General features: G+C 71.0%; 18 protein-coding genes. 12 read left to right on the forward strand and 6 right to left on the reverse strand.

Annotation, left to right across the window (positions count from 1 at the left end; translation table 11 throughout):
- Positions 1-5 precede the first annotated feature (5 nt).
- The 6 genes from metG to EV139_RS15795 all read left to right on the forward strand — a co-directional run bounded on the left by metG (position 6) and on the right by EV139_RS15795 (position 5,383).
- A complete protein-coding gene (metG, locus tag EV139_RS02165; protein ID WP_130452663.1) occupies positions 6-1,616 on the forward strand; it encodes a methionine--tRNA ligase in 1,611 nt (536 codons plus the stop codon).
- Positions 1,613-2,518 carry a TatD family hydrolase gene (locus tag EV139_RS02170; RefSeq protein WP_241988939.1) on the forward strand — a complete coding sequence of 302 codons (906 nt, stop codon included), beginning with the start codon at positions 1,613-1,615 and terminating at the stop codon, positions 2,516-2,518. The genes metG and EV139_RS02170 overlap by 4 nt, the downstream gene beginning before the upstream one ends.
- Positions 2,515-3,405 (forward strand): 16S rRNA (adenine(1518)-N(6)/adenine(1519)-N(6))-dimethyltransferase RsmA, encoded by an 891-nt coding sequence (rsmA, locus tag EV139_RS02175; RefSeq protein ID WP_198677415.1) that lies wholly within the window; start codon positions 2,515-2,517, stop codon positions 3,403-3,405. Before EV139_RS02170 ends, rsmA begins: the two co-directional genes overlap by 4 nt.
- An 82-nt stretch (positions 3,406-3,487) precedes the next feature.
- Positions 3,488-4,423 carry a 4-(cytidine 5'-diphospho)-2-C-methyl-D-erythritol kinase gene (locus EV139_RS02180; RefSeq protein ID WP_130452665.1) on the forward strand — a complete coding sequence of 312 codons (936 nt, stop codon included), beginning with the start codon at positions 3,488-3,490 and terminating at the stop codon, positions 4,421-4,423.
- A gap of 43 nt (positions 4,424-4,466) precedes the next feature.
- Complete coding sequence (locus tag EV139_RS02185) at positions 4,467-5,180, forward strand: DsbA family oxidoreductase (protein WP_130452666.1); 714 nt, start codon at positions 4,467-4,469, stop codon at positions 5,178-5,180.
- Positions 5,181-5,206: 26 nt separating this feature from the next.
- Entirely contained in the window at positions 5,207-5,383 is a 177-nt protein-coding gene (locus tag EV139_RS15795) for a hypothetical protein (protein WP_157992972.1), read from the forward strand.
- 620 nt (positions 5,384-6,003) lie between these two features.
- On the opposite strand, the gene EV139_RS02190 is transcribed toward EV139_RS15795, so the two are convergent.
- Positions 6,004-7,770: an alkaline phosphatase family protein gene (locus EV139_RS02190; RefSeq protein WP_130452667.1), complete on the reverse strand. Its 1,767-nt coding sequence runs from the start codon at positions 7,768-7,770 to the stop codon at positions 6,004-6,006.
- Between the two features lie 63 nt (positions 7,771-7,833).
- Entirely contained in the window at positions 7,834-9,606 is a 1,773-nt protein-coding gene (locus EV139_RS02195) for a lipase family protein (protein WP_130452668.1), read from the reverse strand.
- A 129-nt stretch (positions 9,607-9,735) separates the two neighbouring features.
- Between EV139_RS02195 and EV139_RS02200 the strand changes: the two genes are divergently transcribed.
- Positions 9,736-11,583, forward strand: a complete 1,848-nt coding sequence (locus EV139_RS02200; RefSeq protein ID WP_130452669.1) for an ABC-F family ATP-binding cassette domain-containing protein — start codon at positions 9,736-9,738, stop codon at positions 11,581-11,583.
- On the opposite strand, the gene EV139_RS02205 is transcribed toward EV139_RS02200, so the two are convergent.
- Positions 11,564-13,306, reverse strand: a complete 1,743-nt coding sequence (locus EV139_RS02205; RefSeq protein WP_130452670.1) for a fibronectin type III domain-containing protein — start codon at positions 13,304-13,306, stop codon at positions 11,564-11,566. The genes EV139_RS02200 and EV139_RS02205 overlap by 20 nt on opposite strands.
- A gap of 180 nt (positions 13,307-13,486) precedes the next feature.
- On the opposite strand from EV139_RS02205, the gene EV139_RS02210 reads away from it, so the two are divergent.
- Together EV139_RS02210 and EV139_RS02215 are read left to right on the forward strand one after the other, a co-directional pair.
- The gene (locus EV139_RS02210) at positions 13,487-15,031 is read left to right on the forward strand and encodes an alanine/glycine:cation symporter family protein (protein WP_130452671.1); all 1,545 of its coding nucleotides are present in this window, start codon (positions 13,487-13,489) and stop codon (positions 15,029-15,031) included.
- 3 nt (positions 15,032-15,034) lie between these two features.
- Positions 15,035-16,324, forward strand: a complete 1,290-nt coding sequence (locus EV139_RS02215) for an NAD(P)/FAD-dependent oxidoreductase (RefSeq protein ID WP_130452672.1) — start codon at positions 15,035-15,037, stop codon at positions 16,322-16,324.
- Here EV139_RS02215 and EV139_RS02220 read toward each other — a convergent pair.
- Positions 16,293-17,495, reverse strand: a complete 1,203-nt coding sequence (locus EV139_RS02220) for an alpha-hydroxy acid oxidase (protein ID WP_130452880.1) — start codon at positions 17,493-17,495, stop codon at positions 16,293-16,295. The genes EV139_RS02215 and EV139_RS02220 overlap by 32 nt on opposite strands.
- A gap of 188 nt (positions 17,496-17,683) precedes the next feature.
- Positions 17,684-18,376 carry a FadR/GntR family transcriptional regulator gene (locus EV139_RS02225; RefSeq protein WP_130452673.1) on the reverse strand — a complete coding sequence of 231 codons (693 nt, stop codon included), beginning with the start codon at positions 18,374-18,376 and terminating at the stop codon, positions 17,684-17,686.
- 157 nt (positions 18,377-18,533) lie between these two features.
- On the opposite strand from EV139_RS02225, the gene EV139_RS02230 reads away from it, so the two are divergent.
- Together EV139_RS02230 and EV139_RS02235 are read left to right on the forward strand one after the other, a co-directional pair.
- A complete protein-coding gene (locus EV139_RS02230; RefSeq protein ID WP_130452674.1) occupies positions 18,534-19,619 on the forward strand; it encodes an S-(hydroxymethyl)mycothiol dehydrogenase in 1,086 nt (361 codons plus the stop codon).
- Positions 19,619-20,248 (forward strand): MBL fold metallo-hydrolase, encoded by a 630-nt coding sequence (locus tag EV139_RS02235; RefSeq protein ID WP_130452675.1) that lies wholly within the window; start codon positions 19,619-19,621, stop codon positions 20,246-20,248. Before EV139_RS02230 ends, EV139_RS02235 begins: the two co-directional genes overlap by 1 nt.
- Here the strand turns inward: EV139_RS02235 and EV139_RS02240 are convergent.
- Positions 20,245-20,928 carry a TetR/AcrR family transcriptional regulator gene (locus tag EV139_RS02240; protein WP_130452676.1) on the reverse strand — a complete coding sequence of 228 codons (684 nt, stop codon included), beginning with the start codon at positions 20,926-20,928 and terminating at the stop codon, positions 20,245-20,247. The two genes, EV139_RS02235 and EV139_RS02240, sit on opposite strands and share 4 nt — an antisense overlap.
- Before the next feature lie 169 nt (positions 20,929-21,097).
- On the opposite strand from EV139_RS02240, the gene EV139_RS02245 reads away from it, so the two are divergent.
- On the forward strand, positions 21,098-22,324 hold the full coding sequence (locus EV139_RS02245; protein WP_130452677.1) for an acyl-CoA dehydrogenase family protein: 1,227 nt from the start codon (positions 21,098-21,100) through the stop codon (positions 22,322-22,324).
- Positions 22,325-22,326 lie beyond the last annotated feature (2 nt).

Below are 22,326 nucleotides of genomic sequence, written 5' to 3' on the forward strand. Positions count from 1 at the left end.
AGGGTATGGCCAAGACCCCGTCGTTCTCCCTCTCCACGCCCATCTTCTACGTGAACGATGCCCCGCACATCGGGCACGCGTACACGGAGGTGGCCGCGGACGTACTCGCGCGCTGGCACCGCCAGGCCGGCGACGACACCTATTTCCTCACCGGAACTGACGAGCACGGGCAGAAGATTCTGCGCACGGCGACCGCGAACGGCGTCGCACCGAAGGAGTGGGCGGATCGCCTCGTCGAGTCTGCGTGGAAGCCGCTGCTCGACACGATCAACATCTCGAACGACGACTTCATTCGCACGACCGACGCGCGCCACGAGGCCGGCGTCGCGGTGTTTCTGCAGAAGCTGTACGACGACGGCCACGTGTACGCCGGCGAGTTCGAGGCGCTGTACTGCGTCGGGTGCGAGGAGTTCAAGCCGAAGAGCGAGATCGTCGACGGTACCGGGGCGTTCGAGGGCGAGAAGGTCTGCGCGATCCACTCGAAGCCGCTTGAGCTGCTGCAGGAGAAGAACTACTTCTTCAAGATGAGCGCGTTCCAGGACCGCCTGCTCGCCCTCTACGAGGAGCGCCCCGATTTCGTGCAGCCGGCGAGCGCGCGCAACGAGGTCATCGCCTTTGTGCAGCAGGGGCTTGAGGATCTGTCGATCTCGCGCACCTCCTTCGACTGGGGCATCCCGATCCCGTGGGACTCGTCGCACGTCACCTACGTGTGGTTCGACGCGCTGCTCAACTACATCACCGCGCGCGGCTACGGCGCGAACCCCGCGGACCCGACTGCCGAGCTGCAGCACTGGCCGGCGACGCAGATCGTGGGCAAGGACATCCTGCGGTTCCACGCGGTGATCTGGCCGGCAATGCTCATGGCCGCGGGTCTTGAGGTGCCGGATCACGTGTTCGCGCACGGCTGGCTGCTCGTCGGCGGCGAGAAGATGTCGAAGTCGAAGCTCACGGGCATCGCCCCCAACGAGATCACCGACACCTTCGGCGCCGACGCGTTCCGGTACTACTTCATGCGCGCCGTGTCCTTCGGCCACGACGGCTCGTTCAGCTGGGAGGATCTCGCCGCGCGGTACCAGGCCGAGCTCGCCAACGGCTTCGGCAACCTCGCGAGCCGCGTGCTCGCAATGAACGCGAAGTACTTCGAGGGCCGCGTGCCCGAGACGGGAGTGGACGCGCCCGCCGACGCCGTGATTCGCGAGCTCGCCGCGAGCGTTGCCGCGCGCGCCGACGCGAAGATCGAGACGTTCGCGATCCACGAGGCGATCGCCGCCATCTGGGAGCTCGTCGACGCCCTGAACGGCTACATCACCGAGCAGGAGCCGTGGGCGCTCGCGAAGGATCCGGCCCAGCGTGAGCGCCTGAGCGCCGTGCTGTACACCGCGACCGAGGGGCTGCGCGTGCTCGCGGAGCTGCTGGCGCCGGTGATCCCGGAGGCCGCGGCGAAGCTGTGGACCGCGCTCGGTGCTGAGGAGACGCTCGGCGCCCTGGCCGCGCAGCCGATCCGCGAAGCCGGCACATGGGGCCGAATCGTGCCGGGCACGCCCCAGCACGCGCTCGCCGTGCTGTTCCCGCGCATCGAGACCGAGGCCCCGACCACCGGTGGTGCCGCGAAGTGACCGCAGAGACGCCCGCGCCGGGGCTCCGGAAACGCACCGGGGCTCCCGGGCGCGACCTGACGCGCCCGGAGTTGCCTGAGCCGCTGCCGGTGCCGCTCTACGACAACCACACGCACCTTGAGTTCGAGGACGGGGTCGACCAGCTCGAGCCGCTCGAATCACTCGATCGTGCCGCCGCGGTCGGCGTGCGCGGCGTCGTCCAGGTCGGCACCGATCTTGAGACCAGCCGGTGGAGCGCGCAGCTCGCCGCAGCTGACCCGCGCGTGCTCGCCGCGGTCGCCCTGCACCCCAACGAGGCGCCCCGGCTCTTCGCGCGCGGTGAGCTGAGCGCGCACCTCTCCGAGATCTCGCGCCTCGCCGCCGAGCCGCGCGTGCGCGCCGTCGGCGAGACCGGCCTCGACTTCTTCCGCACGGGGGAGGACGGACGTGAAGCGCAGATCGAGGCGTTCGAGACGCACATCGAGATCGCGAAGGCGAACGGGATCGCGCTACAGATCCACGATCGTGACGCGCACGAGGAGGTCGTGGCCACGCTCACGCGCGTCGGCGCCCCCGAGCGCACCGTGTTCCACTGCTTCTCCGGCGACGCGCGGCTCGCCCGTATCTGCAACGAGCACGGCTGGTACATGTCGTTTGCCGGCACGATGACCTTCAAGAACGCACCCGCGCTGCGCGAGGCCCTCGCGGTGGCGCGGCCAGAGCTGATCCTCGCCGAGACCGACGCCCCGTTCCTCACCCCGGAGCCGTGGCGCGGGCGCCCCAACGCGCCCTACCTGCTGCCGCACACGGTGCGCCGCATGGCCGAGACGCTCGACCTGCCGCTTGCCGAGCTGTGCACGCAGCTCGCGGCGAACACCGAGCGCGTGTACGGTTCGTGGGACCCCGAGGAGGCCGCCGCGTGAGCGAGGCAACCGGTTCGCCGGAGCCGGGATCGGGCCCCGCGCTGCTCGGTCCGGCCGAAGTGCGCGAGCTCGCCGAGCGGCTTGGTGTATCGCCGACCAAGAAGCTCGGCCAGAACTTTGTGATCGACCCAAACACCGTGCGCAAGATCGTGCGGCTCGCGGGGGTCACCGCGGGCGACCACGTGATTGAGATCGGGCCGGGTCTCGGCTCGCTCACGCTCGGGATCACCGAGGCGGGCGCCGAGGTCACCGCCGTTGAGATCGACCACCGACTTGCCGCCGAGCTGCCGGCGACGGTGCGCGCGATGCAGCCGGCCGCCGCGGAGCGCTTCCGGGTGATCCGCAGCGACGCGCTCGAGCTCACGGCCGACATGATCGCCGAGCTGCCGACGCCGCCCGAGCTGCTCGTGGCAAACCTCCCGTACAACGTGTCGGTGCCGATCCTCATGGAACTGCTCGAGCTCATTCCCGAGCTCCGCGGCGGCCTCGTCATGGTGCAGGCCGAGGTGGGCTACCGCATCGCCGCTCAGCCGGGCAGCAAGGAGTACGGCGCACCGAGTGCCAAGGCCGCCTGGTACGGGCCGTGGCGGATCGCCGGCACGGTGAGTCGCCGCATCTTCTGGCCGGTGCCCGGGGTCGACTCGGTGCTCGTCGGGTACCAGCGGCTCGACGCCCCGCGCGGCACTGTTACGGAGCGTGACACCACGTTCGAGCTCATTAACGCGGCGTTCGCGCAGCGTCGCAAAATGCTGCGCCAGTCACTCCAACCGGTACTCGGGCCGCTCGACGCGGTGGTGCGCGTGCTTGAATCTGCCGGGATCGATCCGACGCTGCGCGCTGAGCAGCTCAGCGTCGAAGACTTCCTCGCGATCACCCGCGCGCGCTGATCCGGGCCCCACGGGAGCGCGCGAGGAAGCTCAGGGGCAGCTCATGAAAATGCAGTGCCGCGAGGTGCGCTAGTTTGTACGTATGAGCCCGATTCTGAAGCGCACGGTGACCGTGCGGGCACCGGGGAAGATCAACGTGTTCTTCCGGGTCGGTGCGCTGCAGGATGATGGATACCACGACGTCGCGTCGCTCTATCAGGCAGTCTCGCTGTTTGAAGAGGTGACGGCGACCCCGGCCGATGAATTCTCCGTGCGGTTCACGGGGCCGATCGACACCGCGGGGCTCGCAACAGACGACTCAAACCTCGCGATTGCGGCCGCGAAGCTCCTCGCGTCGCGCACCGGCTACACCGGCGGCGTCGCGCTCACCGTCCTCAAGCGGGTGCCGATCGCCGGCGGGATGGGCGGCGGATCCGCCGACGCCGCGGCCACGCTCGTCGCCTGCGACGAGCTGTGGGGCACCGGCCTCGGCCGCTCGGGGCTCCTACCGCTCGCCGCTGAGCTCGGCGCCGACGTCCCGTTCGCGCTCGAGGGCGGCACCGCCGTGGGGACCGGGCGCGGCGACGAGCTGAGCCCGGCGCTCGCACAGGGCGCGTTCCACTGGGTCCTCGCGCTCTCGGACATGGGGCTCAGCACGCCGCTCGTCTACGGCACCCTCGACCAGCACCGCGACGCGCACGTTGGCGACCTCGGGCCGCAGCCCGACCTGGTGAAGGTCGATACCGCGGTGCTGCAGGCCGTCCGGATCGGGGACGCCGACTCGCTCGCCGACGCGATGCACAACGATCTGCAGGTCGCGGCGCTCAAGCTCGCGCCCGAGCTGTCCGAACTGCTCGAGCTCGGCGAGTCCCGCGGGGCGCTCGCCGGCATCGTCTCTGGGTCTGGGCCCACGGTCGCGTTCCTCGTGCACAGCGCGCAGGAGGCCGCGGAGCTTCGCGGCACGCTCACGCGGCGCGATATTCGCACGCTCGTGGTCACCGGACCAGTTCCCGGCGCACGCGTGCTCGACGCACACTAATTTCTTCGGGAATAGCCAGATCACGCGCGCGGTTGCACCGTGCGTGAGTGAAACGATCCGCGTAGACATCTGGTCCGATATCGCCTGCCCCTGGTGCTATATCGGCAAACATCGCTTTGAGGCCGGCGTCGCCGCCTTCACGGAGGCGCACCCCGACGTGCGCATCGAGGTGGAGAGCCACAGCTACGAGCTCGCACCGGACACGCCGCTCGACTTCCAGGGCAGCGAAATCGACTTCCTCGTGACTCACAAGGGCATGCCGGCCGACCAGGTGGAGCAGATGCTCGGCCAGATGACCGAGATGGCCGCAGCCGAGGGGCTCAGCTACGACTTCTCGCGCGTGCGCCACGCGAACACCCAGCGCGCGCACCGCGTGCTCCACCTCGCGAAAGACCAGGGCCTGCAAGCCGAGGTGCAGGAGCGCCTGTTCCGCGCATACTTCGCCGAGGGGGAGGACATGTCGGATCCCGACGCGCTCGCCCGCCTCGGGGCCGAAGCCGGGCTCGCGCCCGACGCGGTGCGCGCCGCCCTTGACAGCGAGACCTACGCTGAGGCCGTGCAGCAGGACATCCGCCGCGCGCAGATGCTGGGCATCTCCGGCGTCCCGTTCTTCCTGCTCGAACAGCAGTACGGCGTCTCCGGCGCGCAGAGCGCCGACGCCTTCGCCGGCGTCTTCGAGCAGGTGCTCGAGCTGAACCGCGCGGCCGCGGCCGCGGCCGCGGCCGCCGAAGCCGAGCCCGTAGCCGTCACCCCGTAGCCTTTTCCCTGAACAAAGGAGCCACCATGAGCGAGACCACGAAGACCACCGAGCCCGCTGCCGCGACCGTCGCCGAGACGAACCCCGCCACCGGCCTCGACACGGCGGCCGGCTTCGCCGACGCCGAAACCCGCGAGATCCTCAACCTGCTGGGCGACACGCCCGCGGGCGGGAGTTGCTGTGGGGGATCCTGCTGCGCCTAGCGGCGAGTTGGATCCCGGGGCTGGTGAGCCCCGCGGCCAGGCACGGCCGAAGCTGGCGCTTCGGCGTGGTGTGCCTGGCCGCCGCTGCGCCTAGCGGCGAGTTGGATCCCGGGGCTGGTGAGCCCCGCGGCCAGGCACGGCCGAAGCTGGCGCTTCGGCGTGGTGTGCCTCGCCGCCGCCGCTGCGCCTAGCGGCGAATTGGATCCCGGGGCTGGTGAGCCCCGCGGCCAGGCACGGCCGAAGCTGACGCTTCGGCGTGGGGTGTCTGGCCGCCGCTGCGCCTAGCGGCGAGTTGGATCCCGGGGCTGGTGAGCCCCGCGGCCAGGCACGGCCGAAGCTGACGCTTCGGCGTGGGGTGTCTGGCCGCCGCTGCGCACGCTGAGAAGCACGCGCACGCGATCTCGAATGTAGCCAAACGCCCCCTTCAGCTCACGCGAAGGGGGCGTTTGGCTCCACTCGGCGGTGCCTGCGGTGCGGCCTGGGGCGACGGCGGCGCCTGCGGGGCGACGGCGCCCGCGCGGCCCCGCGCGCCCGCGCGGCCCCGCGCAGGCCCGCGCGGCCCCGCGCAGGCCCGCGCGGCCCCGCGCAGGCCCGCGCGGCCCCACGCCGCACCCCGCGCGCTACGCGGCGCCGACCCCGAACAGCCCGGCGCCGTACTTGGTGAGGAGCTTGTACGCGGCCCCGAAGGTCTGCGGCGGGTGCGCGCGCTCCTCCGGGGTGCCGTACTCGTGGAGCAGCAGCCCGATGAGCCCCCGCGCGGGCGGGCTGAGCTGCCGATCCGGGTCCGCGTCCGCGGGGTGCGCCTCGGCGTTCGGCGGCACGTAGGCGGGCGACGGCTGCGGCCAGTCGGCGGCGTGCCGCGGCACCTTCCGATTGAACGCGTGCCGCAGCGTCGGCGCGCCGTGGTCGCGCTCGGTGAGCGACTCCACCCCGAAGCGCTCGCTGATGGTGGCCGCGAGCGAGCCGTGGTGCATCTCCCGCGAGAACACGCTGCCCCGCGCCGTGTGCGCCGACACCACGACCGCCGGGACCCGGCAGCCGAGGCGGTCGAATGTGAAGCCCATCTCGCCGGCCCCCGTGTCGTCCGGCGGGGTGGCCGCGGGCGGCGGCACGTGGTCGTAGGTGCCGCCGTGCTCGTCGAACGTGATGAGCAGCGTGGTGTTGAGGTAGTTCGAGCCTGACTTCGCGGTGGAGTTGCGGATCGCCGTGTACACCTCGTGCACGAGGGCGTCGCCGGCCCGGGCGTCGGAGATCGCCCCGTCGACCACCTCGGTGCCCCCGACGTCGCTCTCGCGCACCCGGCCCACGGGCGGGTGGAAGTCGTTGTGGTTGAAGATCATGCGCGGCTCGACGAAAGCGTAGTCGGGGAGGTCCCCGTTGCGCACGTCCTCGTGGAACTGCTCCATGGTGGCGAAGTGCTCGGTCTTCCAGTAGTTGCGCAGCACCGGGGCGTGGAGCACCCCGGTGAACGAGACGAGCTGGAGCTTGTCGAAGTAGATGCGCCAGGTGCGGCCCGCGTCCTCGAGCCGGTTGAACACGGTGGGCGCCGGAGCCGCGTCGAGCCACTTGCCGTAGCCGTCACCGAGCAGGTTTGTCACGTAGCCGTGCGAGGTCGAGGCGTGGAAGAAGCTGCGGTTGCAGAACGTCTGGCTGGGCACCGCGCAGAACCAGTGATCGTACACGCCGAACTCGCGCGCGAGCGTCGAGAGTACCGGCAGCATCTCGGGGGCGAACGAGCCCATGATCTGGTCGCGTTCCGCGGCGGTCGGCTTCTTGCCCGTGCGGTTCTGGTAGTCGGTCTCGTAGTCGAGCACGAAGCCCGACATGTCTGCGCGGGTGCCGGCCGGGGGCGCGTGGTAGGGGGCGGTGAGATCGCCGAGTTCTTTCCCCGCGTTGTGGGGATCGATGTGGCCGAAGAGCTGCGTGTTCACGTGCGGGTATTCCTCGCCGGGATCCGGATCCGGGCTGCCCATGATCCGGTCCGTGGTGCCCGTGTAGACGTGCGCGGGAACGACAGCGCCGTCGAGCGCGGTGTTTGAATACTCGCCGAACGCGAGGCCCTCGAAGTCCTGCCCCTCGGCGGGGGAGTCCGGCGTGTAGAGGTACCCAAGCATGTTGTCGAACGACCGGTTCTCGCCCATCATCACCACGAGGTGGTCGAAGCCGGGCTCGCTGCGCGGCTTCGGCACCGAGAACCGCTCGGGAATGTAGGGGGTGCCGGGGTCGGCGCTGCCGATCGCCGCGGCGATGCCTGCCCCGGCCGCGCCGCCCGCGGCGAGCCCGGCCGCGATCAATCCGCCGGTCTTGAGGAAGCGGCGGCGGCTGGGCCCCGGCGCCGTGGGATCCTGCGGCGGTGCATCGGTGCGGTCTGAATCCTGCTCGGTCATACGTCCCCTGTCCTCATCGATCTCGGTGTACGTGGGTGGCGCCCGCCGGCGCGGTCGGTCGGGTTAGTCGGGGAGCGCGTCGCAGTTGGGGGTCGGCGCGGCGCCGGCCCAGCGGTCGAGCGTCCACTGCACCAGCTCGGGCGTCAGCGGGGAGTCCGCCGCGACGAGCGAGAGGTGGTCGAGCCCCGGGTAGGTGCGGTAGTCGATCTGCTCGCCCGCCTTGCACCGGGCGCCCACCCACGCGCGCTGCTGCGCGGGCTGCACGAGCGGGTCGGCGAGCCCCTGCGCCACGAGCACGGGCGCCGGGAACGGCCCCACGGGAGTCTGCGCCTTCAGCAGGCTGCCGAACTCCCCGGCGAGCAGGCGGTCGGGGAAGATCTGGTTGGGCACCTGCGTGCCGCGCAGGATCGCCGCGAGCACGTCTTGCCCGTTGAAGCAGAGGTCGCTGATCTTGGCGACGGGGAGTGCGGAGCCGGGCGTGAGCTGCGCCGAGAGGTCGAGCTGCGGGTAGATCGTGTTCCAGGTGGCGGCGATGTACGCGGAGACGGTCTTGCCCGGGGCATCGTTCTTGTTCACCTCTGCGAGGCCGTAGAGATCGGCCGCCGGCGCAAACGCCGCGATCCCGGCGAGCTCAAGCTCGGGCGCGTACTCGGCAGCGAGCTGCCCGGTCCAGAGCGAACCCTGGCCGCCCTGCGAGTGGCCCCACACGACCGTACGGGCGGTTGTGGTGATCTCGGTGAACTGCTGCGCGGCGCGCGTCGCGTCGAGCACGTTGCGGGCCTCGGCGTCGCCGATGAGGTAGGGGTGGGTGCCGGCGGTACCGAGGCCGACGTAGTCGGAGGTGACCGCGGCCCAGCCGTGCTCGGTGACCATCTGTTCGAGGGCGGCACCCGCGCCGTCCGAGAACGGGGTGGCGCTGAGTGACGGCGCGCACTTCGCGGCGACGCCCGTGGTGCCGTGGGCGATCGACAGCAGCGGCAGTGGTGCGTCCCCGCGCTGCGCTGGGGCGAGAATCGTGCCGCTGGAGATCGCGGGGAAGCCGTCGGCATTGGTGGTCGTGTACAGGATCTTCCAGGCCTCTGCCCCGCGCGGCACCCCCTCGGTGAGCTGCTCGCTGCGGATCAGCTGGCCCGGCTCGCTCGGAACCTCGGCTGGCGCCGCGTAGAACTTGCCGGGGCTGGGCAGCGGCACGCCGCCCAGGATCCAGCCGGTGCCGAGCGCCATGGCGACGGCGAGTACGAGCGCGAGGCTGGCTCCGATGGTGCGCGACCAGCGCGCCACGCGGGAGCGCGGCCGCCGCTGCTCCGGGGTGCGCCCGGCGAACGCGAGCAGCACCAGCTGGAATCCGAAAAAGACGAACCAGGCGCCCACGCCGAGCCGGAAGAAGGTGAGGGTGAGCACGGGCCACGAGAACGTGACGACGCCGATGATGATGCTCGCGAGTGCGCCGATGATGCTCGTGGCGCGCTGGTCGCCGCCGTGCCGGATCGACTGCACCGTCTGGAACAGGCCGTGCCCGATGAGCGAGGCACCCACGAGGAACGCGATCCACGGGGCGCCGGCGCTTGGCCACACCGCGATCAACACGCCGAGCAACACAAAGATGGTGCCGAACACGCGCGCGGAGAACCGGGCGACGCGGTCGCTCGTGGGGACCGTGAACGCTGCGACGCCGGCGAGCGCGAGGCCGATCCCGCTGACGACGGCGATCTGGTGGGTGGTCAGTGGGGCGAGCACGAGCGCGACACCGAGGCACACGGCCGCGATCCCGATCACCGCGCGCGCCGGACCGACGAGCGCGCCGAGCCTCGCGGCGGCGCCTGTTGTGAGCGACACGAGCTGCCCCCTCCACCTGTTCACCCTCGTCTCCGAGCGGGTGCGCCGCAGCCTGCGACGCCCCCTAGATTACCGGGGCGCGGCACTCGCGGGCGATCCACATCAGAACTGAACTACGCTTGGGGAGTTATGGCACATCTTCTGGGGGCTGAAGCCCTGCATCTCGAGGTCCCGACGAAGACCGTGTTCGACTCGGTGACGCTCGGCGTCGCCGAGGGCGACCGCATCGGCATCGTGGGCCGCAACGGCGACGGCAAATCAAGCCTGCTCATGATGCTCGCGGGGCGCCGCGAGCCCGACAGCGGCAAGGTCACGATGCGCGGCGGCACCACCATCGGGGTGCTGGATCAGGCGGACGTCTTTGACGACGGCGAGACCGTGGGACACGCGATCGTGGGCGACCGCCCCGAGCACGAGTGGGCGGGCGACGCGCGCACCCGCGACGTGATCGCCGGGCTCGTGTCGGATCTGCCCTGGGACGCCCCGGTTGACGCGCTCTCGGGCGGGCAGCGCCGCCGCGTTGCCCTGGCGCGCCTGCTCAGCGGCGACTACGACGTGCTGTTCCTCGACGAGCCCACCAACCACCTCGATGTTGAGGGGATCACCTGGCTCGCCGACCACCTGCGCCGCCGCTGGCCGCGCGGCCAGGGCGCCCTGCTCGTCGTGACGCACGACCGCTGGTTCCTCGACGAGATCTGCACCACCACCTGGGAGGTGCACGACCGCATCGTCGAGCCGTTCGAGGGCGGTTACGCCGCGTACATCCTCCAGCGCGTTGAGCGCGACCGCCAGGCGGCGACGATCGAGCAGAAGCGGCAGAACCTCGCGAAGAAGGAGCTCGCGTGGCTGCGCCGCGGCGCTCCCGCGCGCACCGCGAAGCCGAAGTTCCGGATCGACGCGGCAAACGAGCTGATCGCCGATGTCCCCGAGATCCGTGACCGTGTCTCGCTCCAGTCGATGGCGGTGGCCCGCCTCGGCAAGGAGGTCGTCAACCTGCTCGACGCCGGCGTGAGCTACGGCGACCGCGTGGTGCTCGAGGACATCGAGTGGCGCCTCGCCCCCGGCGAGCGCACCGGAATCCTCGGCGTCAACGGAGCGGGCAAGTCGACGCTGCTCGGCCTGATCTCGGGCACGGTCGAGCCGACGAGCGGCGAGGTGAAGCGCGGCAAGACCGTGAAGGTCGCCACGCTCACGCAGCGGCTCGACGAGCTCGAGGAGCACCTCAAGGAGCCCGTGCGCACCGTGATCGCGCGGCTGCGCACCAGCTTCACGGTCGGGAGCGGTTCGAAGGCGCAGGAGCTCACGCCCGGGCAGCTGCTCGAGCGCATGGGCTTCACGAGCGCCCAGTTGTCCACCCCGGTGAAGGATCTCTCCGGCGGGCAGAAGCGGCGCCTGCAGCTGCTCCTCATCCTGCTGAACCAGCCGAACGTGCTGATCCTCGACGAGCCGACGAACGACCTCGACACCGACATGCTCGCCGCGATGGAGGACCTGCTCGACTCGTGGCCCGGCACCCTCATCGTGGTGTCGCACGACCGCTACTTCCTTGAGCGCGTCACTGACCAGCAGTACGCGATCCTCGACCACGGCCTGCGGCACCTGCCCGGCGGGGTGGACGAGTACCTGAAGCTGCGTGCGGCGCAGGACCGCGCGGCCGCGAGCGCCGCGACCGGGGGCACCGCCGCCGGCGCAGCGGGCGGAGCCCCCGGATCGGGCGGCTCAAGCAGTGCCGCAGCGGCCGCGGCATCCGGGTTGAGCGGGGCCGAGCGCCGCACCGCCGAGAAAGAACTCTCGGCGGTTGAGCGGCGGATGCAGAAGCTGCAGCAGCTGATCGTGCAGACCCGGGACGGCCTCGCCACGATGGATCAGGCGAACTTTGAGCTCTTGAACGCGGAGATGTCGAAGATCACCGCGGCCGAGGCCGAGGTGGCCGAGCTCGAGGAACGCTGGTTCGAGCTCACCGAACAGCTCGGCTAGCGCGCACGCGCCGCGCGACGAGGCCCGTGGCGCCCGCCGCGAGGAGGAGCGCCGCGACCGCGGCCGCGGGACCGCTGGGCGGGCCGCCGGTAGCGGCGAGCCCCTCGCTCGGTGACCGCGTCGGAGCTGTGGGGCGGGGTTCATGCGTTGGCTGCACTCCCGGGAGCCCCTCGCCCGGTATCGCCGTGCCCCGTGGCGGCTCGACAACTGGCGGCTCCACCACCGGCGGCTCCACCACGGGCGGTTCGACAACCGGCGGCCGGGGCCCTCCGGGGGTGGGCTCCGTGACGGTGACGCCCTCGACGAGCGCCGGGTCGCCGCGGCCCGCCTCGCTGAACGCCGTCACCCGAATGTCGTACTCGCCGGCGTCCAGCCCCGTGAGTGTCGCGGCGGGGTCGAGACTGATCTCGCGCTCGACGGTCTGCCACGTCGCGCCGCCGTCGTCGGAGCGCTCGACGACGTAGTCGAGGAGGGGCGCCTGCCCGTAGCCCGCTTCGAGCGCGTCCCAAGTGAGTTCGACGCTTCCGTCCGCCTGCCCGGACTCGGCCGCGAGCCCGGTGACCGGGTCGGGGCTCTTCGCGAGCACCCGGAGGCTGTGCTCGCCCCTCGCGGTCATCACGATCCAGCCCTCGTCGGTCACCTGGAGATCCCGCGCGGCGGCGTACGGCACGTCGCGCACCTGCACGTCTGCGCGGTAGGTGCCGCCCGCGTCGTAGCGGCGCACGGGGCCCCGCTGCGGGATCACATAGAGGTCGCCATCGGCGCCCGCGACGGTCCCGTAGATCTGCTCGCCGGGGAACGCGAGCGCTCCGTCCGTGCCAAACGCGGTGTCGAGCTCCCACGATTCCGTTTCGTCGTCGATCAGCCAGCGCTGCACCATGCCGGTGGCCGGCGCGCGCGTGAAGCCGAGATCTGAGGTGTAGAGCGCGGTGCCGTCGGTCGAAACGCCGTACACCTCGTCGAGGCTGCCTGGCCCCTGATCCGCCGGCGGGTTCGGCTGGATCCCCGCGGTCTGTCCCGCTCCGGTGAGCCGATGCAGGGGGTCTCCCTCGGGCACCGAGAACACACTGACCACGTTGCAGCCCTCGTACGGCGCGTAGAGTCGATCCGCGGTGACCGCAAAGTACGGGCCCCAGGCGAGCTCGCCCTCCGCGAGCCGCGTGCACCCCTGGTCGCCACCGACCCCGGCGTTGCCGATAATCGCGGTGTGTTCGGCGTCGTAGAAGAGGATCGTGCCCGGCGGCGTCGACACGTTGCCGTTCGTGTCGCCCACGGCGATTCCGCCGCCCGGCAGTGGCTCGATGCCGCGGGGCTCTGGCCACGGCTGCGTGCCGCCGCCGGGATCCGCCGCGGTGCTGTCGCGGTTCGCGTAGTGCACTGGATCACTCCAGGCCGAGGCGAGATAGCCGCCGCGCAGCGTGTACTCGCCATTGCCCGTGTAGTCACCGGCAGCCGGATCGAAGCTCTCAGCCCGGTACTCGGTGATTCCGCGCCCGGCCCCGTCGGGAACGGCGTACCAGATGCTGCCTGCATCATCGAGTGCGACCCCGTAGATGCTGTCGATGGTCTTGAGGCTATCGCCGATGAGCCCGTACTCGCCGCTTCCCTCGGCTTTGCCGTCTGGGAGCTGCGCGAAGGCGGCGGCCGGCTGCGGGGCGAATACGGTGGCGGACGTGATCATCGTGGCGACAGTGAGCCCCCCGATGACGCGTGTGTGGAGCATTGAATTCCTTTCGGAAGACCCGCGCCCCCGTGTGTCTCACGCGGCAGCCTCCGAAGCGACACCCCACCATCGTAAACGTCCGCCCCGCTCGCTCGCACATCGAGCTGCTTGACACTGTGCCGCCCGCGGGTACCATCCAAAGCCAGGGGGATCGCAACGACGCGAAAGAGGCGATACCTCATGGTTGACCAGATTCAAGAGTTTTTGGACGCGGTGAGCGGCATCGTGTGGGGGCCGTTCGTGCTGATCCCGCTGCTCTTCCTCACGGGGCTCTACCTCACGATCCGACTGGGTGGGATACAGTTTCTGCGGCTCGGGGCCGCGCTCGGCCTCGGCCTGCTGCGGCGCAAGGACCCCGGTTCAAGCGGGGACATCTCGCAGTTCCAGGCGCTCACCACTGCGCTCGCCGCCACCGTCGGCACAGGCAACATCGTGGGCGTGGCCACCGCGATTGCGATCGGCGGTCCAGGCGCCCTGTTCTGGATGTGGGTGACGGGCATCCTCGGGATGGCCTCGAAGTACGCGGAGGCGTTCCTCGGGGTGCGCTTCCGGCAGTCCGACCGGGCCGGGGAGCGCAACGGCGGGCCGCAGTACTACCTCGAGCGTGGGATCCGCGGGCCCGTGGGCAAGATCCTCGCCTGGACGTTCACGATCTTTGCGATCTTTGCGAGCTTCGGGATCGGCAATCTGACGCAGAGCAACTCGATCGCGCTGAACATCGAGAACAGCTTTTCGGTGACCCCCTGGGCGACCGGGCTCGTGCTCACGGTGCTCACGCTCGTGGTGCTCGTCGGAGGGATCAAATCGATCGGGCGGGTGACTGCCGGCTTCGTCCCCGTGATGATCGTCTTTTACGTGATCGCGGCCCTGTACATCCTGATCGTCAACATTGGCGATGTACCGGCGGCGTTCGGAGTGATCGTCGGCGATGCGTTCACGGGCACCGCGGCGGCCGGCGGATTCACCGGCTCGGTGTTTATCATCGCGGTGCAGTACGGTTTCGCGCGCGGGATCTTCTCGAACGAGTCGGGTATGGGCTCGGCCGCGATCGCGGCCGCGGCGGCGCAGACCAGCCACCCGGTGCGGCAGGGGCTCGTGTCGATGACGCAGACGTTCATCGACACCATCATTGTGGTGAGCATGACCGGGCTCGTGATCGTGACGACCGGCGCGTACACGCTCGCGGACCCGGCGACGGGCGAGCAGCTGTCTGCGGCGCTGATGACGGGCGAGGCGTTCTCGCAGGGCCTCCCCGGTCAGTGGGGCCACTGGGTGGTGACGATCGGCCTTGCGATGTTCGCATACTCCACGATTCTTGGCTGGTCGTACTATGGCGAGCGCAACGTGGAGCGGGTATTTGGGCGCGGCGCCGTCATGCCGTTCCGCGTGCTCTTCTCGCTCATCGTGTTCGGGGGCGCGACCACGCAGCTCACGCTGGTGTGGTCCTTCTCCGACGTGATGAACGGGCTCATGGCGCTGCCAAACCTCATCGGCCTCCTCATTCTCTCCGGGCTGATTGCGCGCGAGACCCGCGCCTACCTGAGGTTCGATCCGAAGCTGCGCGCGAGCAAGCGCGAGATCGAGGAGGCGCTCGCGGACGATCCCGACTTCCAAGCCTGGAAGGCCCGCGAAGACGAGATGGACGCCGCCGGTGGCGTCCCCTCCGGTGGCGTCCCCTCCGGCGATGTCAATTCCGATGACGTTCGCACCGGCGACGGAGCGTGAGCGGTGGGCCGCGCACACGTCCTCGTCGTCGGGGGTGGCCTGATCGGGCTCAGCTCCGCGGCCGCGCTGCTGCGAGACGGGCACCGGGTCACCGTGATCGAGCGGGACCACCTGGGAGCCGGTGCCGCAACGGGGAACGCCGGAGAGCTCACCCCGCAGATGGTCGCACCGCTCGCCTCGGCGCGCACCGCGGGCGACATCGTCCGCGGCGTGTTCACCCGCTCCTCCTACCTGTCGATCGCCCCGGTGCAGTTGCCGCGCCTGCTGCGCTTCGGGATCGGGTTTCTCCGCGCCTCGTCCGCGACGCGGTTTGCGCGGGGGGAGGCCGCACTCGCGCAGTTCTCCGCGGGGATCATGCCGGCGCTTGAGCGGCTGCGAGGCGAGGGTGTTGAGGTATCGGGCGGCGGCGAGGGGTTTCTGCTCACCGGTTCGGACGAGTCGGAGCTGCGCGCCGCACACGCCGGGTTTGCGCGCCGCGCCGCGCTCGGCTGGGGCACCGCGCCGGGGCCGCTGCTCCGGGGGGAGCAGCTGCGCGCGCGTGAAGCGACGCTCGCGGCCGAGGTGCGCGGCGCGTTCGAACTGCCGGGCGAGTTTTCGCTCGATCCGGTGCGCTTCGTTGCGGGGCTGATTCGGCACCTGGTCGAGTCCGGCGCGGAGATCCTGGAGGGGGTGACCGCGGAGCGCGTGGCGCCGGGCGCCACCGGCACCGACGGCGTGACGGTGGTGGGGCGCGACGCCTCGGGGGAGCCGCGGCGGTTCACCGGCGACCGGGCGGTGGTCGCGGCGGGGGCGTGGAGCTCCCCGCTGCTGCGCGCTTCAGGGATTCGCGCGGCGCCCGTCGTCTCGGGCAAGGGCTATAGCTTTACGGTGCCCGTAGCGCGCATGCCGCGCACGGTGGTGCACTCGGTCGACCGCCACTGCGTGCTCACGCCCATGCGGGGCCGGCTTCGGGTCGCCGGGATGATGGAGTTTGACGCCGTGCCCGAGCGCGCGCACCCGGATCGCTTCGAGCTGCTCGCGCGGTCGGCCGCGCGCGTGTTCGACGGCGGCGAGTGGGGCGACCGAAGCGACGAGTGGGTGGGCGCGCGGCCGATGACCCCGGACGGGCTGCCGCTGCTCGGCCCCGTGGCTGAGATCCCCGGGGTGATCGTTGCGACCGGGCACAACATGCACGGCCTGTCGCTCGGGCCCGCCACGGGGGAGGTGGTGGCCGATCTCGTTGCCGGACGCACGCCGGGAGTGAACGGCGCACCGCTCGACCTCACTCGCTTCGCGGTGGCTCGGCCCGTGTGAGGCGCGCGAGCTGCGTGACGTGGCGCGGCTCAAGCTCGGCGACGCTTGAGACGCCGAGCAGACTCATGGTGCGCACAATCTCGCTGCGCATGATCGCGATCATGCGGTCCACGCCCTCGCGCCCGCCGGCCATGAGGCCGTACAGGTAGGCGCGACCCACGAGGGTGAACTTCGCGCCGAGCGCGAGCGAAGCGACCACGTCCGCGCCGTTCATGATCCCCGTGTCGAGCATCACGGTCGCGTCGCGCCCCACCTCGCGCACCACCCGCGGCAGGAGCTGGAATGGCACGGGGGCGCGGTCGAGCTGGCGTCCGCCGTGGTTCGAGAGCACGATCCCGTCGACGCCGCGGTCGATGAGGCGCACCGCGTCGGGAAGGTTCTGCACCCCCTTCACCACGATCTTGCCCGGCCAGAGCTCGCGGATCACGTCGAGGTCCTCGTACGAGATCGTGGGGTCCATTGCGGCGCCGACGAGGTCGCCCACGGTTCCGCCCGTGCGCGTCAGCGACGCGAACTCGAGCTTGGGGGTAGTGAGGAAGTCGAACCACCACCAGGGGCGCGGGATCGCGTTGAGTACCGTGCGCGCGGTGAGGCGCGGTGGGATGGAGAAGCCGTTGCGCGTGTCGCGCATTCGGTTGCCGGCGATCGGGGTGTCGACCGTGAAGAACAGGGTGTCGTAGCCGGCGCGGGCGGCGCGTTCGACGAGCCCGTACGAGACGTCGCGGTCGCGCATCACGTACAGCTGGAACCAGGTGCGGCCCCCCGGGTACGCGGCCCGGACGTCCTCGATCGAGGCGGTGCCGAACGTTGAGAGCGTGAACGGGATCCCCGCCGCGCCGGCTGCCCCGGCCCCGGCGATCTCGCCCTCGGTCTGCATGAGCCGGGTGAAGCCGGTGGGAGCGATCCCGAACGGCAGTGCCGAGGGGCCGCCGAGGATCTCAACGCTGGGGTCCACGTGCGCGGCGGGGCGGAGGATGTCGGGGTGGAACTCGATGTCCTCGAACGCCTGCCGTGCGCGGGCGAGCGAGATCTCGGCCTCGGCGCTGCCGTCGGTGTAGTCGAAGGCCGCTTTCGGGGTGCGGCGCTGGGCGATTCGCCGCAGGTCGTAGGTGGTGAGTGCCGCGTCGAGGCGACGGCGCCTCCCGTTCAGCTCAGGGGCCTTGAACTGCATGAGCTCGAGGAGTTCTGCCGGGCGGGGGAATTGGCGCTTCACGCGGAGTCCTTTCGTGTGCTCGGACCCCGGTGCGGTTCGTGGGCCGCGGAAGGCTGATCAGATCGATATTCCGCGGTGCGCGGCGCCGTGGGGCCGCCGAGTGTGGTCTGACCACACTGTCATAGTATGACCGCTGCGCGGGATCGTCAAGCGGGATCCGCCGCGGCGCTGTCGCGCGAGAACCCCTCGATGTGCGCCCGAATCAGCGCCACGGCTGCGGCGCGGTCGCCGCGCCGCAGGTGCTCAAGAATCGTCGCGTGCTCGGCGCGCAGTCGCGCCGTGAGCGCCGGCCAGCCGGGCATCGCCTCCGCGAGCGCGGTCGCGTGGTCTTCGATCGACCGCCGCATCGCGTCGACGAGCGTGCCCACCAGGGGGTTTGCGGCGGACCCTGCCAGCACCGCGTGAAACTCGGCGTCGAGCGCGATGAACTCGCGGGGTGACAGCGCCGGATCCGCCATCGCGAGCAGGAGGCGCTCCGCCGCAGTGACGTCGAGCCTGGCCGCCTCCGAGTGCTGCGCCGCCCAGGTTTCGAGGAGCACGCGCACCTCGTAGATGTCGCGATACTCGACGTGGCTGGTGGCGAGTTGCAGCGTGAGCGCGAGGCCGAGCGCCTGCCCGGGGTCCGCGGAGATGATGGTCCCGGCGCGCGGGCCGGAGCCGGTCGCTGACGTGACCGTTCCGAGCGCCTCCAGCACGCGAAGCGCTTCGCGCAGGGAGCTGCGCGACACCGCGAGCGTCTCGGCGAGCGCGCGCTCCCCGGGGAGCCGGTCCCCAACGCTGAGCCGTCCGCTCGCGAGTTCCCCGGTGACCCAAGCAATGACCACCTCGTGCGTCTTCATCGCTTCGATTATCGCAGCTTGCGAGCCCGCTCAGGTCGCCCGAACCGCGCGCGGCGGGGTGGCCGCGGCGGGGTGCGGCTCGATACCCTTGACGGACGGCGCGGCGCCCCGGCGGGGCGGCCAAGCGCGCAACGAGGCGAACACGGAGGGACACCACATGGCGTATCGGGTACAGGGCGTAGTAGTGCGGGCGCAGGGGGCGCCGGCGACGATTGAGACCGTACTGGTGCCGGATCCGGGCCCCGGTGAGGCGGTCGTCGATGTGCTGACGAGCGGCGTCTGCCACACAGACCTCCACTACCAGCAGGGCGGGATCAGTGATGAGTTCCCGTTCCTCCTCGGCCACGAAGCGACGGGGCGGGTCGCGGCGGTGGGCGCGGGCGTCACCGAGGTGGCGGTCGGAGACCGGGTGATCCTCAACTGGCGCGCCGTGTGCGGGCAGTGCCGTGCCTGCGCCAAGGGGCAGCCGCAGTACTGCTTCAACACGCACAACGCGACGCAGAAGATGACGCTCGAGGACGGCACCGAGCTGTCGCCGGCGCTGGGGATTGGCGCGTTTATCGAGAAGACACTCGTCGCGGCCGGCCAGTGCACCAAGATCGACGAGGAGTCGGATGCGGCGGCCGTGGGGCTGCTCGGGTGCGGCGTGATGGCCGGCATCGGAGCCGCGATCAACACGGGTGACGTGCAGCGCGGCGAATCCGTCGCGGTGATCGGCTGCGGCGGCGTGGGCACGGCGGCGATCGCCGGGGCCCAGCTTGCGGGCGCGACCACGATCATCGCGGTCGATATCGACGACGCGAAGCTTGAGCAGGCCCGCCGCTTCGGGGCCACGCACACGGTGAACTCGCGCGGCACCGACCCGGTCGCCGCGATCCAGGAGCTCACCGGGGGCTTCGGCGCCGACGTGGTGATCGACGCGGTCGGTCGTCCGGAGACCTACACCCAGGCGTTCTACGCGCGCGATCTCGCGGGCCGCGTGGTGCTCGTGGGGGTGCCAACGCCAGAGATGAAGCTCGAGCTGCCCCTCCTCGACGTGTTCGGGCGCGGCGGCTCGCTGAAGTCGTCCTGGTACGGCGACTGCCTGCCCAGCCGCGACTTCGCGATGCTCATCGACCAGTACAAGCTCGGGCGCCTCGACCTCGACGGCTTCGTGACCGAGCGGATCGGCCTCGGCGACGTGGAGGCCGCGTTCGCGAAGATGGCCGACGGCACCGTCCTGCGCTCGGTGGTGGTGCTCTGATGGGCGCGCGCATTGAGCGGCTCGTCACGAGCGGCACGTTCTCGCTCGACGGCGGGACCTGGGACGTCGACAACAACGTCTGGCTTGTCGGGGACGACGCCGAGGTGATCGTGATCGATCCGGCGCACGACACCGCGGCCGTCGTTGCCGCGGTGGGGGAGCGCCGCACGCTCGCCGTGCTGCTCACGCACGGGCACGACGACCACATTCGGGCCGCCCGCGCGACCGCGGCGGCGCTCGGCGCACCGATCCACCTGCACCCGGCCGACCGGATGCTGTGGGACGCGGTCTACCCAGACGCGGCGCCAGATGCCGAGCTGGCGGACGGCGCCCAGTTCGGGGTCGCCGGGGTAACCCTCACCGCCGCGCACACGCCCGGGCACTCGCCCGGCTCGGTGAGCTTCGTGGCGCCCGAGCTCACCGCGGTGTTCACGGGGGACACCCTGTTCAACGGTGGCCCCGGTGCGACGGGCCGCTCGTACAGTGATTTCCCCACGATCATCGAGTCGATCCGCGAGCGCCTGCTCACGCTCCCGGCCGACACCGTGGTGCACACCGGGCACGGCGACACGACCACGATCGGTGCGGAGGCCCCACAGCTCGACGAGTGGATCGCGCGCGGTCACTAGCCGCCGTTGAGCTGCGCGGCGACGGCGTCGAGGATCGCGTCGGGTGACCCCGCGGCGTCGTACACCGCCACGACCACCCGGCGCCGCGCGTCGGAGCCGCTCGGGTCGAGCCACGGGTCGTAGAGCCCGGCCACTCGGCGCAGGTCTCGCGTCACCGTGCCCGGCGCGTCCGTGACCGTGCCCCGCAGCCAGTCGCGCAGGGTCGCGTTGTGCACCGCGACGAGCGAGGCGGCAAGTGCCGGCGCCACCCAGCCGGGGGTCTCGGGTCCGGTCACTTCCCGCAGGAAGCGAGCGTACACCCGCTCGTAGCGGTGCGTGATCACGAGCTCGCGGTCCCGGAGCGCGGGGGTCACCCGCATGAGCTCGAACCGGAGCCGAGCGGCCTCCGGATCCCGCGTGAGGAGCCGCAGCACGTCGGCGGTGCCCTGCACGAGCGCCTCTCCGGGCGGGAGCGCGGTGGCGCCCAGGAAGACCTCAAGCTGGGCGAGCGCGTGGTCGTGGTCTGAGAACACCACGTCGTCCTTGCTGCCGAAGCGCCGGAAAAACGTGCTCCGGCTCATCCCCACGGCGTCCGCGAGGTCCTCGGCGGTCGTCGCCTCGTACCCGCGCTCCGCGAGTCGCCGGATCGCCGCGGTGGCGCTGTGCGAGGGGGCGACGGGCGGTGACGACTTCGTGCTCATACGCCGAAGCTAGCACAACAGTCAATTGTGGCACTCAGTTTCATTCCCGGATCTTCTCTGCGCGTATATTGTGCGTTCCCCCAAGAGTCGCTGGCGCCGCTTGACGTGGTACGCCGTCTCAGGCAGTCTCTGAGCAAGGCATCACGACGGTGCGGAGAGGACGCAAGCAATGTCGCAGACCGGAACTGGACCGATCCCGCAGGGCACGCAGGAGCCCGAGTACGAGCTGTGGGAGCCGCTCGAGCCAGACGTCGCGGGGGTGTTCCGCGACCTGTCAGCTGAGGATCTCGTCTACCGCGATCGCGCCCGCGCGTTCGTGCAGGAGGAGGTGCGCCCGGTCATCGCCGGCATCTGGGATCGCGCCGAGTATCCGCTCCACCTCGCCTCCCGGCTCGGCGAGCTCGACCTGCTGCGCGATGGCGTTGACGTCCCAGGCTTCCCGGAGCAGAGCCTCCTTGCCGCGAGCCTCACCACGATGGAGCTGGCCCGCGGGGACGGCTCCATCGCCACGATCGTGGGCGTGCAGGGCGGGCTCGCGCTCCGCTCGGTCGCCTCGTGCGGGTCGGAGGCGCAGCGCGCGCGCTGGCTCGAGCCGCTCGCCCGCGGCACCGAGCTCGGCGCATTCGCGCTCACCGAGCCCACGCACGGGTCTGACTCAGTGAGCCTGGAGACCCGCGCTGAGTCCCGGCCGGGCGGCTACCGGATCACGGGCCACAAGAAGTGGATCGGCTCGGGCAGCGTGGGTCACCTGGCGGTCGTGTGGGCGCGGGGCGACGACGGCAAGGTGCAGGGGTTCCTGGTGCCGCAGGACGCGCCCGGCTACCGTGCCACGACGATCGACGGCAAGGTGTCGCTGCGCGCGATCTGGCAGGCGAACATCGAGCTCGACGGCGTGGAGGTCGACGAGGCCGCTCGCATGCCGGGCGCCAACTCGTTCGCCGACACCGCGCGCGTGCTGCAGGCAACCCGGCTCGGCGTCGCGTGGGCCGCGCTCGGGCAGGCCACCGCGGTCTACGAGTCGAGCGTGCACTACGCGAAGCAGCGGGTGCAGTTCGGCCGCCCGCTCGCCGCCTCGCAGATCGTGCAGGCGCGGCTCGCGGAGATGCTGAGCCAGCTGACCACGCTGCAGGCGCTGCTGATGCAGCTCACCCGCGCGGAGGAGCGCGGTGAGCTCTCGGGGCCCGGCGCCTCCCTCGGCAAGTACACGGCCACCCGTACCGCCAGGGACATGGCGCGCAACGCGCGCGACCTGCTCGGCGGCAACGGGATCCTGCTCGAGAATCGCGTGGCGCGGCACTTCGCCGACATTGAGGCGCTGCACACCTACGAGGGAACGGAGACCGTGCAGGCGCTCATTATCGGGCGCGACATCACGGGCGTCTCCGCGTTCGCCTAAGC

The sequence above is a fragment of the Leucobacter luti genome, assembly GCF_004217175.1.
GTDB lineage: Bacteria > Actinomycetota > Actinomycetes > Actinomycetales > Microbacteriaceae > Leucobacter > Leucobacter luti.

Excerpts from the sequence above, each read along its gene's own strand:
- EV139_RS15795 (WP_157992972.1), top strand. The coding sequence starts at position 5,207 with ATGAGCGAGACCACGAAGACCACCGAGCCCGCTGCCGCGACCGTCGCC.
- EV139_RS02210 (WP_130452671.1), top strand. The coding sequence starts at position 13,487 with ATGGTTGACCAGATTCAAGAGTTTTTGGACGCGGTGAGCGGCATCGTG.
- EV139_RS02235 (WP_130452675.1), top strand. The coding sequence starts at position 19,619 with ATGGGCGCGCGCATTGAGCGGCTCGTCACGAGCGGCACGTTCTCGCTC.
- EV139_RS02220 (WP_130452880.1), bottom strand. The coding sequence starts at position 17,495 with ATGCAGTTCAAGGCCCCTGAGCTGAACGGGAGGCGCCGTCGCCTCGAC.
- EV139_RS02225 (WP_130452673.1), bottom strand. The coding sequence starts at position 18,376 with ATGAAGACGCACGAGGTGGTCATTGCTTGGGTCACCGGGGAACTCGCG.
- EV139_RS02245 (WP_130452677.1), top strand. The coding sequence starts at position 21,098 with ATGTCGCAGACCGGAACTGGACCGATCCCGCAGGGCACGCAGGAGCCC.
- EV139_RS02240 (WP_130452676.1), bottom strand. The coding sequence starts at position 20,928 with ATGAGCACGAAGTCGTCACCGCCCGTCGCCCCCTCGCACAGCGCCACC.
- EV139_RS02180 (WP_130452665.1), top strand. The coding sequence starts at position 3,488 with ATGAGCCCGATTCTGAAGCGCACGGTGACCGTGCGGGCACCGGGGAAG.
- EV139_RS02205 (WP_130452670.1), bottom strand. The coding sequence starts at position 13,306 with ATGCTCCACACACGCGTCATCGGGGGGCTCACTGTCGCCACGATGATC.
- EV139_RS02200 (WP_130452669.1), top strand. The coding sequence starts at position 9,736 with ATGGCACATCTTCTGGGGGCTGAAGCCCTGCATCTCGAGGTCCCGACG.
- EV139_RS02230 (WP_130452674.1), top strand. The coding sequence starts at position 18,534 with ATGGCGTATCGGGTACAGGGCGTAGTAGTGCGGGCGCAGGGGGCGCCG.
- metG (WP_130452663.1), top strand. The coding sequence starts at position 6 with ATGGCCAAGACCCCGTCGTTCTCCCTCTCCACGCCCATCTTCTACGTG.
- EV139_RS02190 (WP_130452667.1), bottom strand. The coding sequence starts at position 7,770 with ATGACCGAGCAGGATTCAGACCGCACCGATGCACCGCCGCAGGATCCC.